We start from the raw sequence: 15,376 nt of genomic DNA on the forward strand, positions 1-15,376 counted from the left end.
TCCAATTCGCGGTGCGGACAGAAATTTCATCTCTATATTTCAAACCATTATGGATGATTTGTGCTTATCGGACGATTTACCTTTCCTCTGTTCCGTAAGGGAAAATCGCAGCCATCTCATCGCGATGCAGGGTGAGAAAAGCTACAGGGCCATCGGCTCGCCGCGATCGAACGACGCCATGACGCCGATCCCTTGCGGTCGCGGCGGTCGTGGCGGCCGCATCCAGTTCCCACAACCCGGGAGCACGAAAATGCCGAAAGACCTCTCATCATCGCTGAACCGCCATATCGACACCTTCATCGCCCTGTTGACTGCGAAAAATTACAAACCGCAGACAATAGCGGCCTATCGGAATCTGCTGCAACGCTTGGTATCCTCGATTGAAGCTGCCGGCATATCCCCACGGGATTTGACGGTCGAGCAGGCGGCCGATCTTGTGCGTGGCGACGAGCGCAATCGACGCGAGCCGAATAAATGCCAGAACATAGCACGGCGCTTCGTTGTCCATCTGATCGACAGCGGGGTGGCGCCGACCCCGGTTCGGACACCGGAACAGATCGCTCGCGAAGCGTTGCGCCTTGACTATGAGGACTATCTGGTGCGGCAGCGTGGCGTCAGCCGGAGCAGCGTCTACAGTGCCTGGCGCTTCGCCGACCGGTTCCTCGACCACCGATTCGGAGAGGGCGAAACCGATCTTGCAGCGATCAGCCAAGCCGATGCGGTGGCGTTCCTCGAACATCTGCTTGGAAGAAAGGCGCCCTATCGCGACAAGTCGGCCGCCTCCCATCTGCGCACTTTCCTCCAATATCTGTTCCAGCGCGGCGTCACGCAGACCAACCTTGCGTCGGGGGTGCCGATGGTCGCCCAGCGCTGGGATGCGCGGTTGCCGCGCTTCCTGTCGCCCGAACAGATCGACGCCTTGCTGGCATGGGTCCGCGACAATCCAAAGCATGGGCTGCGCGATTATGCGATGCTCATGCTGATGGCCCGGCTCGGGCTGCGGGCGCCGGAGGTGATCGCCATCCGGCTTGAGGATATCGACTGGCGCGCCGGTGAGTTGCTCGTGCGGGGCAAGGGGCAGCGTCACGATCGCCTGCCTGTCCCCGCGGACGTTGGCGAGGCGCTCGCACGCTACATCCGGAACGAGCGTGTATCGGCGTCGCGAACCCTGTTCGTTTCCTTGCGTGCGCCCAATCTTCCTTTCAAGGGCGGGCAGATTATCAACGCCATATTGAAGGAAGCGTTTGCGGCAACCGGCACCAAGCCACCTGCCCCCTATGTCGGATCGCACGTCCTGCGCCACAGCCTGGCGACGAACATGATCCGCAGCGGCGCATCCCTTGCCGAAATCGGCGACATGCTGCGGCACCGCTCACGCGTGTCGACGATGATCTATGCGAAACTGGACATCGACGGGCTGCGCTCGATCGCAAAGCCCTGGCCGGTGGCGGGAGAAGCGCAATGACCCTCGCTCATGAACTTGACCGCTATCTTAGCATGAGGCGCAGCCTGGGATATGATCTGGCCACCGCCGAACGGATTCTGCGCCGTTTCGCCCAATTTGCCGACCAACTGGGCGCCTGCCATGTCACGACCGACCTGTTCCTGCGATGGCAGGCGGCGTTCGGCAACGCCAGACGTTCGACATGGGGCGCCCGCTTCATAGTCGTGCGTTTGTTCAGCCAGTGGCTGCATGGTCTGGATGCGGCCCATGAAGTGCTGCCCCGGGGTCTCGTCCCTTATCGTTATTGCCGGACACAGCCCTATATCTTCACCGACGCGCAGATCGCCGCCATTGTCGAGGAGGCGGTGCGGTTGCCGTCAGTCTACGGCATGCGTGGCCTGACCTGTTCGACCCTGTTCGGGCTGATCGCGGTCACGGGTATGCGGATCAATGAGGCGCTGGGCCTCGGTGCCGGTGACGTCGATCTTGATATCGGCGTCATCCGTATCCGCCGCGGCAAGCTTGGCAAGGAGCGGCTGCTTGCCCTTCACGACACCGCCATCGAGCGGCTGCGCGCCTATGCTGTGGAAAGGGACAGGTTGCTGGGCGCCACACCGCTCCCCTTCTTCGTCAAATGCGATGGCAGCCGGCTTGGCGACTGCGGCGCCCGATACAATTTCGCGCATGTCTGCCAGAACATCGGCTTGCGTGAGCGACAGACCGAGGGACGACACGGCCGCGGCCCCCGCATCCACGACCTGCGGCACAGCTTCGCTGCCAAAACGATGATCGACTGGTACAGGTCCGGCAAGGATCCCGCGCGCGAAATGGTCAAGCTGACCACCTGGCTTGGCCACGCCAATCCCGACCACACCTACTGGTATATCGAGGCCGTTCCCGAACTGCTGGAACTCGCGTCGGCCCGCATTAGCGATAGTCTTGACGGGGAGATGCTGTCATGACCGGCATGGCATTCCCCGCGCTGCTCCAGCGCTTCTTCACCGATCGGCTATGCGTCCAGATGGAAGCAAGCCGTCATACCATGACGGGATATCGCGATACGTTCCGCCTCCTGATCCGCTTTGCCAGTGCGCGATCAGGGAAATCGCCGGCGAGTCTTGGCATCGCCGACCTTGATGCTGAGCTGGTCGCCGACTTCCTCGTCCATATTGAAACCTCGCGAAATAATGGTGCGCGCAGCCGCAACACCCGCCTTGCCGCGATCCGGTCCTTCTTCCGCTTTGTCGCCATGAACGAGCCGGAATGGTTGTGGCATTGCCAGAGAATCCTTGCGCTGCCGGACAAGCGCTATGTCAAACGCGGCGTGACATTCCTGGATGGGTCGGAGATCGCGGCGTTGCTGTCGGCGCCCGCTCGTTCGACATGGACCGGTCGACGGGATCACATGATGTTGCTGGTCGCCCTGCAAACCGGCCTTCGGGCATCCGAACTGATCGGCCTTCGCTGCCGGGATGTCGTCCTTGGCGCCGGCGCGCATATCCGCTGTCTGGGCAAGGGCCGGAAGGAACGGTGCACGCCGCTGCGCCGCGACACCGCGAAGGCATTGCAAGCCTGGTTGAAGGAGCGGCACGGCGAGGAGGATGAGCCATTATTCCCATCCATCCGTGGCGATCCGCTTTCCCGCGACGCCTTGGAGCATCTGGTTCGCAAACACTGCTGCACCGCTGCGCGCTCCTGTCCGAGCCTCATGGGCAAGCGGGTCAGTCCGCACACTCTGCGTCATAGCACGGCCATGGAACTGCTGCATCATGGCGTCGATCAATCCGTCATCGCTCTCTGGCTCGGGCATGAATCGATCGAGACGACGCAAATCTATATCCATGCCGACATGCGGCTGAAGGAAAAGGCACTGGCCAGCGTCACCACGCCCGAAACCCGTCCGGGGAGGTTCCGGCCTGACGACGAACTGCTCGCCTGGCTCGAAGCCCTCTGATTATGCCGATCTGCTGCATGGCTGACCCGCAGAAATCCGTTATTCTGCACAGCCATGCGGCATAATCCCGAACCCGGCATAATGAACAGTCTCATGGCACCGGGTCGAGGCATAGAGGTCCATGCTGCGGAACGCACTACGGCTGGGCATTTGGATATAGTCGAAGATGGGCGTGAAATAAGCCTGGTTGCCGCCGTGGCGTACCTCTGCCGGGATTGCGGCGAAGAAAGCATCGATCGCGTGCTGTCGCAACGAAGGGAGGATCGGCGAATCCGGTTCAATAGGCGCATAGAAATAGGCGGGCAATCCGTCCACCTGGTCGGCATTGAAGACGATGTAATGGCGCAGAAAGCGGATGTTGCGCTCGACCGATCGCCCGGTTTCCGGGTGCTGCTCCTGTTTCTTGAAGGAGGAATAATAGACCGAGACCGCCCCGGTTTCGCCGCGACGGACGTTGCCGCCAAGCGCCTCGGCCTGGCGATATGTCATCCAGTAACGCGAGCGGTAGCCTTCGGCATCGCCCAGTGCCCAAAGATACAATGTATTGACACCACTGTATGGAGTGCCGCAGTGACGAAGCGGTCGACCGCCTGCGCCGTTGCAGCGCCAGGGACGCGACCAAGGCGGCACGCCCTCTTCAAGCTTGCGAATGATGAGATCGGTGATTTCGGCGGCAACATCGCGGCTGGAGCGCTTGAGCTGGTTCATGGAGGTTCTCGACGCTGATGGAGCTGGGCCCATCCCGCTCCCCTTCGTCGTGATTGCTCCCCCTCACCTTTTCCCGGATCGTTCTCATTCGGTCGCGGGGGCGAGCGCGCGTTGAGCACCGCTATTCGCTTCGAACCGCTCAGCCGTGCATCGGCGGCGGCAAGTGGCGTCCTTGCGGGCACGGTCGATCAGTTAGCGCCGCCATCGCCAGCGGAAGCGCTCATATCGTCGATCGAATGGCGTTTTCCGTTTCCCCTGATCTTCCATATGCCGCTGATCTCGTCTCAGGATCCTCCGGACCGACCGGCCGTGAGGTCCGCCCGGCCATCGGGCATCAGCCTGAGACGAAGCTTACCTCCATATGCGGCACCAAGATGCTGGAGGACGTCAGCCGGTAAGGCAAGCTCACTCATCACCCCGATCGTTAAAGTGGTCATGCAATGGCATCCATCTAATGCAACCCTCTGGCGGCGACATCCGCCAGGGATTGAACGGTGCTCGCGGCCTCCGGAAGCGTCTGACGGACTTTGGACACAAAGCCGAGATCCGCCGTGACGAACTGTATGCCCTTCTCCAACGCCAGCGCGAGATACAGACAGTCATAGGCAGGATGCCCAATATCCATCGCCAAGCGCGTTGCCCTCTCCATCAACGGGCGCATAGGGTGTAGTTCGACATCCATATGCTGCAGAATGCGAGCGGCCATTAATGCTTCGTCCTCCGTTAACTGCGCGCGCCTGACCTTCTTCCAAAGAATGTTGCCACATTCAGCTATGATCAGGTCAGGTGCCGAAAGGATCGACCCTGAAAACAAACTGCTCGCCTGCTGCGAATCTTCCTCTGTGATCACCCATTTGACAGCGACGCTCGCATCGATGACGAACGCGGTCACCGTTCGTCTCGCCCTTCTCGTTGCAAGACTTCGGAAGGCGTCTGCGACCGGCCTGCGGTCAAGGCTCGCATCTGAGCGGCGAGTTCCTGGAACGATGGCTCCATCTCGCCCGATAGAGCCTGACGCAGGATTTCGCGGTGCTCGGCCTCAACCGAGCGGCCATGGCGAGCCGCGCGCCGTTTGAGACGCTGAATGGTATCATCGTCGAGGTTTCGGACTTGAAGTGCACCCGGCATCTGAGCCTCCATTCTACTCTGACCTCATGATATCATTGACGTCAACGTCGTCAATCCGTCAACATCCGGCAACGGGATGAAGGCCGCCGTCGCGGGGAGCGCCAGGGACGCCACCAAGGCGGAACGCCCTCCTTGAGCTTGCAGATGGTGAGATCGGTAATTTCAGCGGCAACGTCGCGGCTCACGCGCTTGGGATTGGGCATGGGTACCTCAGCAGGCCTGGAAACGGGCCTTTCCCGCTCCGCCATTCGCCGAAATTCCTTCCCCTCGCCTCTCCTCGCGGCGCCGGATCGCAACGCTCAGGTCAGGAGGACGCTTTCGAGACCGTTCGACTTGAGCAACCTGACCGCCTTCTTGTCGAACGAAACAAAAGTTTCGCCGCCGAGCCACTGGCCGCCGAAGGCAATCGCGCCGTCGGCGAAATCCCCGCCCGCCTCAAATATGTCGAGCCCCGCTTCGACCATGGGTCGATTGGTCACGACGTTTCGCAGGTCCAGAATATGCCGGATGGCCGAAGCGATGTCGGCGCGTTCGACGCCATAGCTACGCCCGAGCACCCAGGAGAATTCACACAGGCTGTGGACGCTGACGGCAACGACTTCCGCGGCCTCGAGAACCTCGACCGCCTTTGCTTGCTGTGCTTCGTCATCGCCCATCATGAGACGAACTAGGACATTCGTGTCGAGCGTCGCCTTCATTTGCGCTCGATCCCGGTAGCACCGGCATCGGAGCCGGCATCGGCTATTGCGTCGTTCAACGCGTCGATCGAAAGGCGGGCGCCATTGCCCTTCCCCTTGAGCATGCCGGCGATATCTTTCCAGGTCCCCCGAGGCTGGTCTGCCTTGAGCACGGCCCTGCCGTCGGGAAGGAGGTCGAGCTGGATCTTGCCACCCGGCTGAATACCGAGGTGCTTCAGGACATCCTTCCGGAACGTGACTTGTCCCCTCGCTGTGACGGTCAATGTGGTCATGAGCATTCTCCGGGCTTTCCATAGAATAATGCGAAACTGCATTACTTTCAACTGTGCCGGCAACCGGCGAATCATGCCCCACGATAGAGCGCGAAGGGATGCATGAAATTGGCCGCCGACGCGGGGGAGCGCCGGCGGCCGGTCATCCAGGAGAGGTCAGGCGTCAGGCCGCGAGCGCCGGCTTCTCCTCATCGCCCTGCGCGACCATGTCGGCGCCAGGCTGAACCGCTATGCCGTCGCCGGCAACCGCACCGTCGGTGTCCACCACGTCCGGCTCGTCGGCGGTTGCGCCGATGTCCTCGTCGCCCTCACCTTCGGCCACGACCAGTTCCTGCGCGTCGGCCTTGTCAAGAAACTTCATCGCATTGGGCACCCAGGCGAGCGCGGCATCGCGCACCTCGGGTTCTACTATCGCTTCGCCTGCAAACAGCCTGGCGCAGGATTCGGAGATCTCCGACTTCTTCATCGTCGCGTGCCGGGCGGTAAGCGCAGCGCCGCCAACGTCGGCAAGCAAGGTCAGGATCGAACCCTTGCTGACACGATCGAAGAAGTTCGCAGAGGTGGGGCGCCACCAGCTTGCGACATCGACCTCCATGATCGTCGCGAGACGGTTGTGGAGCGGGCACTGTTCGGCACGGTAGCTGGGCTTTGCCTCGAGCGACATCGCAACGATATAGGCGAGCCAGGCCGCCTTGCCATCGTCATCGAGCGCACGAAACGCCTCGAACCGTTCCACCTCCGACTTGTGCTCGGTCCAGTTCGCATCGAGCCCGTCATGGGCTTCGGCGAGATAGCTGCGCGCCCGGTTCGTCGGCTGTTCGCCCGACACCGGGTCGGTCGCGGAACGCGCGCGAATGGTCGACCCATAAGCGCTGAACGAACTCATGCGATCATCTATCATCACGAAGAGCGCATAGTCGAGCGCGAGCGCGGGATGGCTGAGCAACGCGGCCGCCAGGACGTCGCGGCGCTGCATGGCGAGTTCGTCATAGAGGCGAGCGCTGAGCGGCTTGCCGCCCGGCGCGATGGTTTCGGGAGCCGGTGGCGGAGGCATGTGATCGCGGCCCATGTCGCCCGGACGGTTGCCGGCCGCATCCCCCTCATCCCCTTCCTCGGCGTCCTCCGCGACATTGAGGCGAAGAGGTTCCTCGCTGTAATATTCGGTGTCGAGCACCATCTCGCCCTGTGGCGTAAGCTTGAGGAAGACACCGACCTGAGGCTTGAGCTCATCAGGCAGCACCGGGGCGACATGGTAGATCGCATGCTCCTCGTCGGAGAGTGCGTCATATTCCTGATCGAGCGCCTTATAGGCATCTTCGCTCAGGGACTCGTCGTCCATCTCTTCCGAGATCGCCTGTTGCCGCGCTGAGATTTCCTCGAGCCGCACCTGCTGGTCGTCGGTGAGGTCAGGTGCGGGCAGAATGACGCGATGGAGGCCGGCGGCGGCGCTGTGCGTGTAGTTGGACGCGATCGGACGAATCCAGGCAAGGCCGAGTTCTTCACCGACACGCTTGGCCTCGGCTTCCATGACGTCGGCGGCGAGTCGCTGGGCGATCTCGGGATTGACCCATTTGTCGCCGCTCTCACTGAACAGGTCACGGTCGACCTTGCCCCCGGCCTCGACATAGCGGTCCTCACCGATCAGGATTGCAACCGGGTCCGTCGACTTCATGGTCTCGTTGGCAATGACCCGCCTGATCGTGTCGGCATTGGAATAGGTGGTGCCATAACTGGTCCAGACCAAAAGCTGCTTCTCCTGATTTTCGGTCGAGGCATAGGCTTTGGCGACATCGAGCGTGATCGCGCCTTCGCTCAGCGCCTCGAAGATCGGCTCGGCCAAGGTGGCGAGGCGCAGGCGGCCCTCAACGAAACGGCGCGTGAGACCGAACCGCTTGGCGACACCGTCAATGTCGTTGTTGAGGCCGATGAAATATTGGAATGCGCGGCATTCTTCCGCCGGAGTCATCTTGAGCTGGTGGAAATTGGCCGCGGTCGAGGTTTCGGACAAGGTCGCCTCGTCGCCGACCAGCACCTTGACGGGAACGTCATAGGTTTCGGGATCGATGACGCCGCGCTCCGCCAGCATCAGCAGGCCCCGCAGTCGGCGGCCGCCATCAAACACCTCGAACGTGCCACGAGGCTTCTTCACGGGTGTGACGAGCAGGTTCTGCAGGACGCCCCGCGCCTCGAGATCGGCGGCCATCTGCGGGATTTCAAGCAGATCGTCAGGCCGCTTGCGGACGTTGATCGACGAAAGCGTGAGCTTGGAAAGCTTTACGGATGTGGTCATGGGAAAGCTCCATCAAACGTCCGGATCAGCCCGGACACCAGCTCCGCTCCCTCTTCCCTTTCCCCGCTCTGGACCGTTGGAGGCCGTCAGTCAGGCGTATGACGATGGACGCGTCAGCGCCTCCGGCGAACAACGATACTGGACAATGCCGAAGAGACGCTTGTGCTGCGCCCATATGGCAAGCTGCTGCCCTGACCGCGCGACGGGACCGGGGTTGGTGATACACGTCTCATTCATACAAGGCTTCTGAGAGCCGGTCTGTTAGAAAGGGGAGCGACCCAAAGGTCTGGCGAGTCGAAAGCCTTGTCCCGACCGTTAAACTTGAGAGCCTGCCCGGCTCGGTCGGGCAGGACTTTCTTATGCTGCTCTGAGCAGCGTTGGCGCGACGATCTAGGCGAGCAACAGGCCGAGGACCGCCTCGGCCGATCCCATGGGGACAAACACCCTTGTTCGATACTGGATCACTTCGGTGAAGCAGCCGATCGATTTGAGCCAGGGCAGCCGGTCATGGGGGGCGCCGGCAAGCTCAATCCGAGGCGAACCGTTGACGAGTGAACGCCTGATTGTGAGCGCAAAAGGCCGCGATATGTCGATGGTTCGGCCTGCCGTCACCGCCTTGGCGACAGCCTCTACTGGCAAGGCACCGGCACAGTCGATTCCCAGCTTGGTATAGAGTTGGGGCACATGGTCGTCGAACACAAGGCGACCGAGCCAGGACCGTCCTTCGGCATCGACGATACGGTTGACGGCGAGGTGATCGCTGGGTAGCGCCGACCAGATCGGCAGCAACAGCCCCGTTGCCAGACGGACGGTTTCGCTCTCGACAATCTGGCGCGCGGCCTCAACCTCGGTCGACCAGATGGCGCTGAAAGCTTGCCGGTCCACCTCTTCCCAGGAAGATTCGAACAGATCATGCTCACGCATGTAGTCGCTTCGCGTTGGCCGCATCATTTCGACACGGGGAATGGGGGTTCCTTCCTTCTCCTCCATGAGCGCCCGTGCCCGCGTGCGCAGCGCCACCTTCCCGGACTTGTGATTGATCATGAAGGCGGCGCTTCCATCACCGTCGGCGATCCGCAGGATCCGATCGAGCGACACCGGATTGCGGCGCCGGGCGATCTCGATGGTGAGGAGATGCGAGGTTGCGCCCGTGAGCGGATCGGTGCGCAGCACGCTATCCTCAATGAGCGTCGCCTTGTCGACCATGATCGTCTCGACGCCGACATCGAGACGGCCAGCCTCGCGTGCAGCCGAAACACGTGTCTCGATCAGGGCGAGGAACTCGTCGAAAATAGTGTTCTGAAGCGCAATCGGCAGCGCGAGAATGCGATTGAGCCAACGCTGGATAGGCGGCATCTCATCCTTGAGAACGCCGTCCTTGTCCACCAGCTCCAGGCCGGTCCGATGCTGGAAGTCGTCGAGCGTGACACTGGTGAGCTTGCCCATTGCAAGAAGGTCGAACCAGGAAAGCAGCGCAGCGCGCGCATATTCGCTTTCGAGATTGTCCGCGGGGTCGAAGAGCCCCTGCCCACCTGTCTGCCTCTGGCCGCGTGTCAGCGCGCCAAGACTGTCGAGCCGCCGGGCGATGGTGCTCGTGAAACGCAACTCCCCCTTGCAGTCTGTTGTCACCGGCCGGAACAGCGGGGTCGTGGCCTGGTGCGTCCTGTGCGTACGGCCAAGACCCTGGATAGCGCGATCCGCGCGCCAGCCCGGCTCGAGCAGCAGATGCACGCGCTGCTCTTGGTTGGCAGCGTCCAGAGAGGCATGATAGCTGCGGCCCGTGCCGCCGGCGTCCGAGAAGACGAGAATGCGCTTGTTCCCGGCCATGAAGGCGGCCGCGTCGGCCCGACTGGTGCGGGCAGACCGACTTTCGAGCTTCTGGCGCCCATCGCTCGCACTGATCAATCGCTTGGTGCGGCCCGTAACCTCGGCAACATTGTCATGTCCAAAATGCTCGAGCAACGCGTCGAGCGCGGACATGATCGGCGGCATCGCGCAGAGCTTCTCGATCAGCGCGTCACGCGCGGCCTGCGCCTCGGGATTGTAGACGGGATGGCCATTGTCATCCACCATCGGCATCGAACGCGGTGTTCCGGTATCGTCTGTAAACACGCGCATCTGGCGGATGGGAAAGGCGCGCTCCAGATAGTCGATGATATACTCGCGGGGAGAAAGATCGATTTCCAGATTTGCCCGCTCGTCGGGGGACAGGTCGCCCAGCCGACGATCGAGGATCGATTCCGCTGTCGTCACCAGCTGCAGGACAACCGACTGGCCAGCCTTGAGATGGGAGTCGACAGCGCCGATCACGGTCGGCAGCTTCATGCTGAGAAGCAATTGTCCAAAAAAGCGCTGCTTGGTTGATTCAAAGCGCGAGCGGGCCGAGGCCTTGGCCCCGCTGTTGAGGGTTGTGTGTTCAAGCCCGTCGACCACGGCGGTGAGTTCGAGGGCGCCCTCCATGTTCCGGTGGATCAGGCTCCAGGCATCCGCATAGGCATCGTAGATGGCGATCTGATCTCTCGTCAGTTCGTGGCGCAGTATGTCATAGGCGACCCCGGCAAAGCTGAGCGCGCGCGCCGTGTAGAGGCCAAGAGCCTTCAGATCGCGGGCGACCAGTTCCATTGCGGCGATGCCGCCTTTGCGGATGCCCGAGATGAATTGTTCGCGATTGCTGAATGCCGTTTCCGGTCCCCAAAGCCCCAGCCGCACGGCATAAGCAAGATTATTGACGTCCGATGCGCCAGTAGCCGAAGCGTACAGCACCCGGGCGCCTGGCAACTGGTTCTGGAGCAGCACGCCGCAGACGCCCTGCTGGGAGCCTTCCTTCTTGCCCATGGCGCCCTCGCCGCCGGCAACGCCGCCCATTTCATGGGCCTCGTCGAAGCCGATCACGCCTTCGAAATCCCCACCGGCCCACTCGACGAGTTGCTGAAGGCGGCTATGATCGCCGCGGGCAGAGCGTAACGTCGGATAAGTGACGAACAACACGCCCTGTTCGAGCGGGATCGCCTGATCGATCTTCCAGTTCGCCAGAGGCTGGACGTCAGCGGGGAGCCCGCCGAGCGCGGTCCAATCGCGGCGCGCGTCTTCCAGCAGCGCCTCATTCTTGGAAATCCAGATGTTCCGGCGGCGGCCTCGCAGCCAGTTGTCGAGTATGCAGGCCGCAATCTGCCGCCCCTTCCCCGCTCCGGTGCCGTCGCCCAGAAAATAGCCCTTGCGATAGGCATGGCCGTCCTCGGCCTCGTCAAGACCGACGCCTTCCTTGGCCGGCCTGAAACGGCCTGGCAGGAACTGCTCCCAGGCGTGGCCAGCATAGACCACCGTTTCGAGCTGCGCGGCCGATAGCATCCGCTCGGCAACCGTTCTCTCGGGCAGATGAGGTATGTAGGCGGGAATGGGCGCCGCGATCGAGCCCATGGCGACAGATTCCACCAGTGCGGTCGGGTGCTCGCCAGCGGCATCGAGGACGATGCGGCTGGGACGATAGGGGAGATAGACGCCCACCTGATCGAGCAGTGCGGCCGGCGTGTCGAGCGGCGTGTAGTCGACCGGGAGCACGTTGTTACGAACAGGCCTGTGATCGGGCCGAGGCTGTGCGCGGCTGCTCTTGACGGCCCGGAACAGCGAAGGACTGGTCGAGCGCTTTGGAGCGGGCGCCGGAACCTCGTCAACCACGCCTCGCTCGTGGATCGTGAGGACCTCGATCAGGTCCCGGACGGATGCGCGCTGGATCGTCGCGGGAATGGCTCTTCCTGGAACCTTGTCGATAACGAACAGCCGAACCGCAATGGCAGTACCGTGCTTGAGATAGCATTTCTCAAGACGCACCGAAGTGCGGACACTGACATCGCGCAGGGTCGTCTCGAAAAGATCCCGCATCCTGGCATTGGGGCCGAACCAGTCGGGCATGATGGCAACCAGCCGCCCGCCCGGCTGCAGCCTCCCAAGCGCCGCCTGCAGGTGACGGACAGCCGCGTGGGCGTCAGCGCCGCGTCCCACTGACCGGGAAAAGGGCGGGTTCATGAGGATTAGGCTGGGACGCGGTGCATGCGAGAGGGTGGAATTGATCGTTGCGCCGTCATGACCGGTCACGAGGGCGTCCGGGAAGACATGGGCAAGCCGGGCGCGACGGGCAGGCGCATATTCGTTGAGGTGCAACGCGGTGAAATCACGGCAATGCGCAACGAGCAGGCCATTGCCCGCGCTCGGCTCCAGAATGACATCCTCCTTCTGGACATTGGCCAGCAGGGTAAGAATCGCGGCGAGATCCACGGGGGTCGAAAATTGCTGCCATTCGATCTGCTCCTCGCTGCGGACAGTCTGGGTCGGCAGTCGGTCAAGCAAATCGCAGGCCTTGTGCACGTCAGCGAGCGAACAGAGCGGATAGGGGCCAAACTGGAGATGGTGAGCAAGCGCATGTTCGAGCATTTCAAAACTGTCGCGCTGGGTCCAGAGGCCCTCGGCATCCGTGCCGCCAAAGCCTTCCACCATGGCCTCGTTCAGATGAGCCCGGGTGATCGGGCGGGCGGCGCGCAAGCGGTCAATGAGAAGCGTGGCGACGCGACGTTCGGCCGCGCTCACCGTTTCAAAGAGATCGGACATGGTGGGTCTCCAGGCTGGCTGCCCCATTGGCAGCATCACCTCCTCCATCCCCCCTCCCCTTCCAGTCCGGCGCCAGGCCGCTCCAAGGCATGAGCCGCCTGGCGGGATACTCACCCGAGGCGTCCAGTCCTGCTGCGCGATCCCTCGCAAAAGTCGATGCCTGCCCCGCGTCGGACGGGGGCGCTGACGCTCAGGTCGAGCGCATGACGTCGGAGGTCCAACCGCCCCCGAGCCCAATCGGCGTCGCGCATTGACGAGTCCGGATCGCGCGAAATCGTGGCGGCTCAGGCCAGCTGTGCGTTGCTGTCCGACGACATGCAGGACGGCTTCGTAAAGCGCGGATTGAAGGCCTTGCGCACCAGGGCTGCAGCTCTTGCGCATCGGGCAATATGTGGCGCCCCCCGCCGGTCGGAGATAGGCGCCTTATGGTACCCAAAGCTCGGCTTTAACCCTGCTCCCTAGCGCAGCCGGACTGGCACATAGCCTGGCGGCTGGCCCCGGCGCTGAACGCGCAGCAGAAGAGCGCCACGCGAAGCCCGCCTCGCCTCCTGGATCCGGCTTTCAAGGTCTCCAGCCGACAGGACAGGGTGATTGTTCACCGAGAGCACGATGTCGCCGCGCCGCAGCCCCTTGGTTGCCGCGTCGGAAGTCGAGTCGACGCTGGCAATCACAAGACCCCGGGTCTTTTCGCCCGTTCCCAATTGCCGCGCGATCCGCGGAGTCAGCGGCAGGACCGATATGCCCAGCGCCTCGCGCACCGCAGAGTCGGCCTGATCCTGCGATGGATTGCCAGATCTATCCCTGCGCCCAGGCTCGAAGCTTTGGCCGCCAAGCTCCGTTTCCGTTGGCCGCAGGTCCAGCGTGACATGGACCGTCATGCGCTTGCCATCGCGGATCAGCGCCATGGCTACGCGTTTTCCAGGATCCTCGTTTGCAATGAGGTAGGACAAGGACTGCTCCGCCCTGACCTCCTTGCCCTCGACAGCAACAATGACGTCGCCTGGCCGGACGCCTGCTTCGTCAGCGGCGCTGCCCGGCTCCACCGCCTGTACGAAGGCGCCTCTGCGACGTGAAATGCCCAGCGCATCGGCGAGGTCGTCCGCCACGGGCTGTATGCGCACGCCCAGATAGCCGCGGTCGATCGATTGACCGCTCTTGAGCTTTTCGACGATGGGCGCAGCGATTTCAGCCGGAATGGCGAAGCCGATACCCACGCTCCCGCCATTAGGGGAGTAGATGGCGTTGTTGATGCCGATGACCTGGCCGTGCATGTCGAACATCGGCCCACCCGAATTGCCGCGGTTGATCGCGGCATCGGTCTGGATATAGCGATCATAGGCGGTCCCCATGCCCGTATGGCGGTAGACTGCCGATATGATTCCCGATGTCACCGTACCGCCAAGGCCGAACGGGTTGCCAATGGCGATGATCCTGTCGCCCACGCGCGCAGCGCGGGAATCGCCGAACTTGACGAACGGCAGCGGCGCGCGCGCGTTGATCTTGAGAACGGCAAGATCCGAAGCGGCATCTTGGCCGACAAGCTTTGCGGGATATTCCGCCCCATCCGGCATTGTGACGGTGATGGATTTAATCTCGGCGTCTCCGCCGCCAGGCGAAATCACATGGTTGTTGGTCACCACATAGCCATCGGCCGATATGATGAAGCCCGAGCCGAGCGACTGTGCCTCGCGCGTTCTTGGGCCAAGGCCGCGGCCACCGAACAGGTCTTCGAAAGGTGTTCCGGCAAAGGGGTTGATGACCGGCGTCCGGACGCGCTGGCGGGTCGAGATGTTGACCACCGCGGGCGCGAGCCGTTCGGTCAGATCTGCAAAACCGGTGGCCGCCTGCGCGCTGCGGCCCTCAGGCGCCTGCGGGGCCGTTTCCTTCCGCGCGACCTCAGCCTGTGACGCAGATCCCCCAGCGAGGAATATGGTGCTTGTTCCCAATAATGTAGCGGCTGCCAGAGTATAGATATGTCGCACGCGTTCCACCTTCCTTTCTTCAAATGGCCCATCTCCAACCCGTGCGCTGGGGTGATGGCCATAGACCAGGAGGCAGTTGACGCATTATGCTTGCCTCGCGGGTCAGTAACGGCGCGACGAGCCCATGGAGGCTCTCGGTCAGACGCCAGTTAATGAGGACGGGCGACCGCTGCTCCGCAGGCAATTCCATTGCCTCCGAAGCAGAGCCGACGCTGACGCCGGATCGACTTCGACACCGGACTTGAGAGTTCGGCCTGTCGCGCGACTGTGCGAGGCGCGGTGAGGACAAGAAAGACCA

Annotated in this window: 10 protein-coding genes and 1 pseudogene; 3 read left to right on the plus strand and 8 right to left on the minus strand. The window is 62.4% G+C overall.

What is annotated here, in order from left to right; genetic code table 11:
• The first annotated feature begins 250 nt into the window (after nucleotides 1–250).
• From IZV00_RS19015 to IZV00_RS19025, 3 genes are read left to right on the plus strand one after another with little or no spacing between them, the layout of a single operon-like run.
• Nucleotides 251–1,465 carry a tyrosine-type recombinase/integrase gene (locus IZV00_RS19015; protein ID WP_196225635.1) on the plus strand — a complete coding sequence of 405 codons (1,215 nt, stop codon included), beginning with the start codon at nucleotides 251–253 and terminating at the stop codon, nucleotides 1,463–1,465.
• Nucleotides 1,462–2,406, plus strand: coding sequence for a tyrosine-type recombinase/integrase (locus tag IZV00_RS19020; protein WP_196225634.1), 945 nt, complete (start codon nucleotides 1,462–1,464; stop codon nucleotides 2,404–2,406). The genes IZV00_RS19015 and IZV00_RS19020 overlap by 4 nt, the downstream gene beginning before the upstream one ends.
• Nucleotides 2,403–3,398, plus strand: a complete 996-nt coding sequence (locus IZV00_RS19025) for a tyrosine-type recombinase/integrase (RefSeq protein WP_196225633.1) — start codon at nucleotides 2,403–2,405, stop codon at nucleotides 3,396–3,398. The genes IZV00_RS19020 and IZV00_RS19025 overlap by 4 nt, the downstream gene beginning before the upstream one ends.
• A gap of 72 nt (nucleotides 3,399–3,470) precedes the next feature.
• On the opposite strand, the pseudogene IZV00_RS19030 reads toward IZV00_RS19025, so the two are convergent.
• From IZV00_RS19030 to IZV00_RS19065, 8 genes and pseudogenes are all read right to left on the minus strand, one after another.
• Nucleotides 3,471–4,106: pseudogene (locus IZV00_RS19030) on the minus strand (ArdC family protein); the annotation flags it as partial.
• 451 nt (nucleotides 4,107–4,557) lie between these two features.
• A complete protein-coding gene (locus IZV00_RS19035; protein WP_196227663.1) occupies nucleotides 4,558–4,998 on the minus strand; it encodes a type II toxin-antitoxin system VapC family toxin in 441 nt (146 codons plus the stop codon).
• A complete protein-coding gene (locus IZV00_RS19040; protein ID WP_196227664.1) occupies nucleotides 4,995–5,234 on the minus strand; it encodes a FitA-like ribbon-helix-helix domain-containing protein in 240 nt (79 codons plus the stop codon). Before IZV00_RS19040 ends, IZV00_RS19035 begins: the two co-directional genes overlap by 4 nt.
• 299 nt (nucleotides 5,235–5,533) lie before the next feature.
• Nucleotides 5,534–5,932 carry a type II toxin-antitoxin system VapC family toxin gene (locus tag IZV00_RS19045; RefSeq protein WP_196227665.1) on the minus strand — a complete coding sequence of 133 codons (399 nt, stop codon included), beginning with the start codon at nucleotides 5,930–5,932 and terminating at the stop codon, nucleotides 5,534–5,536.
• Entirely contained in the window at nucleotides 5,929–6,204 is a 276-nt protein-coding gene (locus IZV00_RS19050; protein WP_196227666.1) for an AbrB/MazE/SpoVT family DNA-binding domain-containing protein, read from the minus strand. The genes IZV00_RS19045 and IZV00_RS19050 overlap by 4 nt, the downstream gene beginning before the upstream one ends.
• A 163-nt stretch (nucleotides 6,205–6,367) precedes the next feature.
• A complete protein-coding gene (locus IZV00_RS19055; protein WP_196227667.1) occupies nucleotides 6,368–8,494 on the minus strand; it encodes a ParB/RepB/Spo0J family partition protein in 2,127 nt (708 codons plus the stop codon).
• Nucleotides 8,495–8,884: 390 nt separating this feature from the next.
• Nucleotides 8,885–13,096, minus strand: coding sequence for a strawberry notch family protein (locus IZV00_RS19060; RefSeq protein WP_196227668.1), 4,212 nt, complete (start codon nucleotides 13,094–13,096; stop codon nucleotides 8,885–8,887).
• A 458-nt stretch (nucleotides 13,097–13,554) separates the two neighbouring features.
• Nucleotides 13,555–15,078: a Do family serine endopeptidase gene (locus IZV00_RS19065; RefSeq protein WP_196227669.1), complete on the minus strand. Its 1,524-nt coding sequence runs from the start codon at nucleotides 15,076–15,078 to the stop codon at nucleotides 13,555–13,557.
• Nucleotides 15,079–15,376: the final 298 nt, after the last annotated feature.

The sequence above is a fragment of the Sphingobium sp. Cam5-1 genome (assembly GCF_015693305.1).
GTDB lineage: Bacteria > Pseudomonadota > Alphaproteobacteria > Sphingomonadales > Sphingomonadaceae > Sphingobium.

Coding starts and splice junctions, on each gene's coding strand:
- IZV00_RS19015 (WP_196225635.1), top strand. CDS start 251: ATGCCGAAAGACCTCTCATCATCGCTGAACCGCCATATCGACACCTTC.
- IZV00_RS19020 (WP_196225634.1), top strand. CDS start 1,462: ATGACCCTCGCTCATGAACTTGACCGCTATCTTAGCATGAGGCGCAGC.
- IZV00_RS19025 (WP_196225633.1), top strand. CDS start 2,403: ATGACCGGCATGGCATTCCCCGCGCTGCTCCAGCGCTTCTTCACCGAT.
- IZV00_RS19040 (WP_196227664.1), bottom strand. CDS start 5,234: ATGCCGGGTGCACTTCAAGTCCGAAACCTCGACGATGATACCATTCAG.
- IZV00_RS19045 (WP_196227665.1), bottom strand. CDS start 5,932: ATGAAGGCGACGCTCGACACGAATGTCCTAGTTCGTCTCATGATGGGC.
- IZV00_RS19050 (WP_196227666.1), bottom strand. CDS start 6,204: ATGACCACATTGACCGTCACAGCGAGGGGACAAGTCACGTTCCGGAAG.
- IZV00_RS19055 (WP_196227667.1), bottom strand. CDS start 8,494: ATGACCACATCCGTAAAGCTTTCCAAGCTCACGCTTTCGTCGATCAAC.
- IZV00_RS19060 (WP_196227668.1), bottom strand. CDS start 13,096: ATGTCCGATCTCTTTGAAACGGTGAGCGCGGCCGAACGTCGCGTCGCC.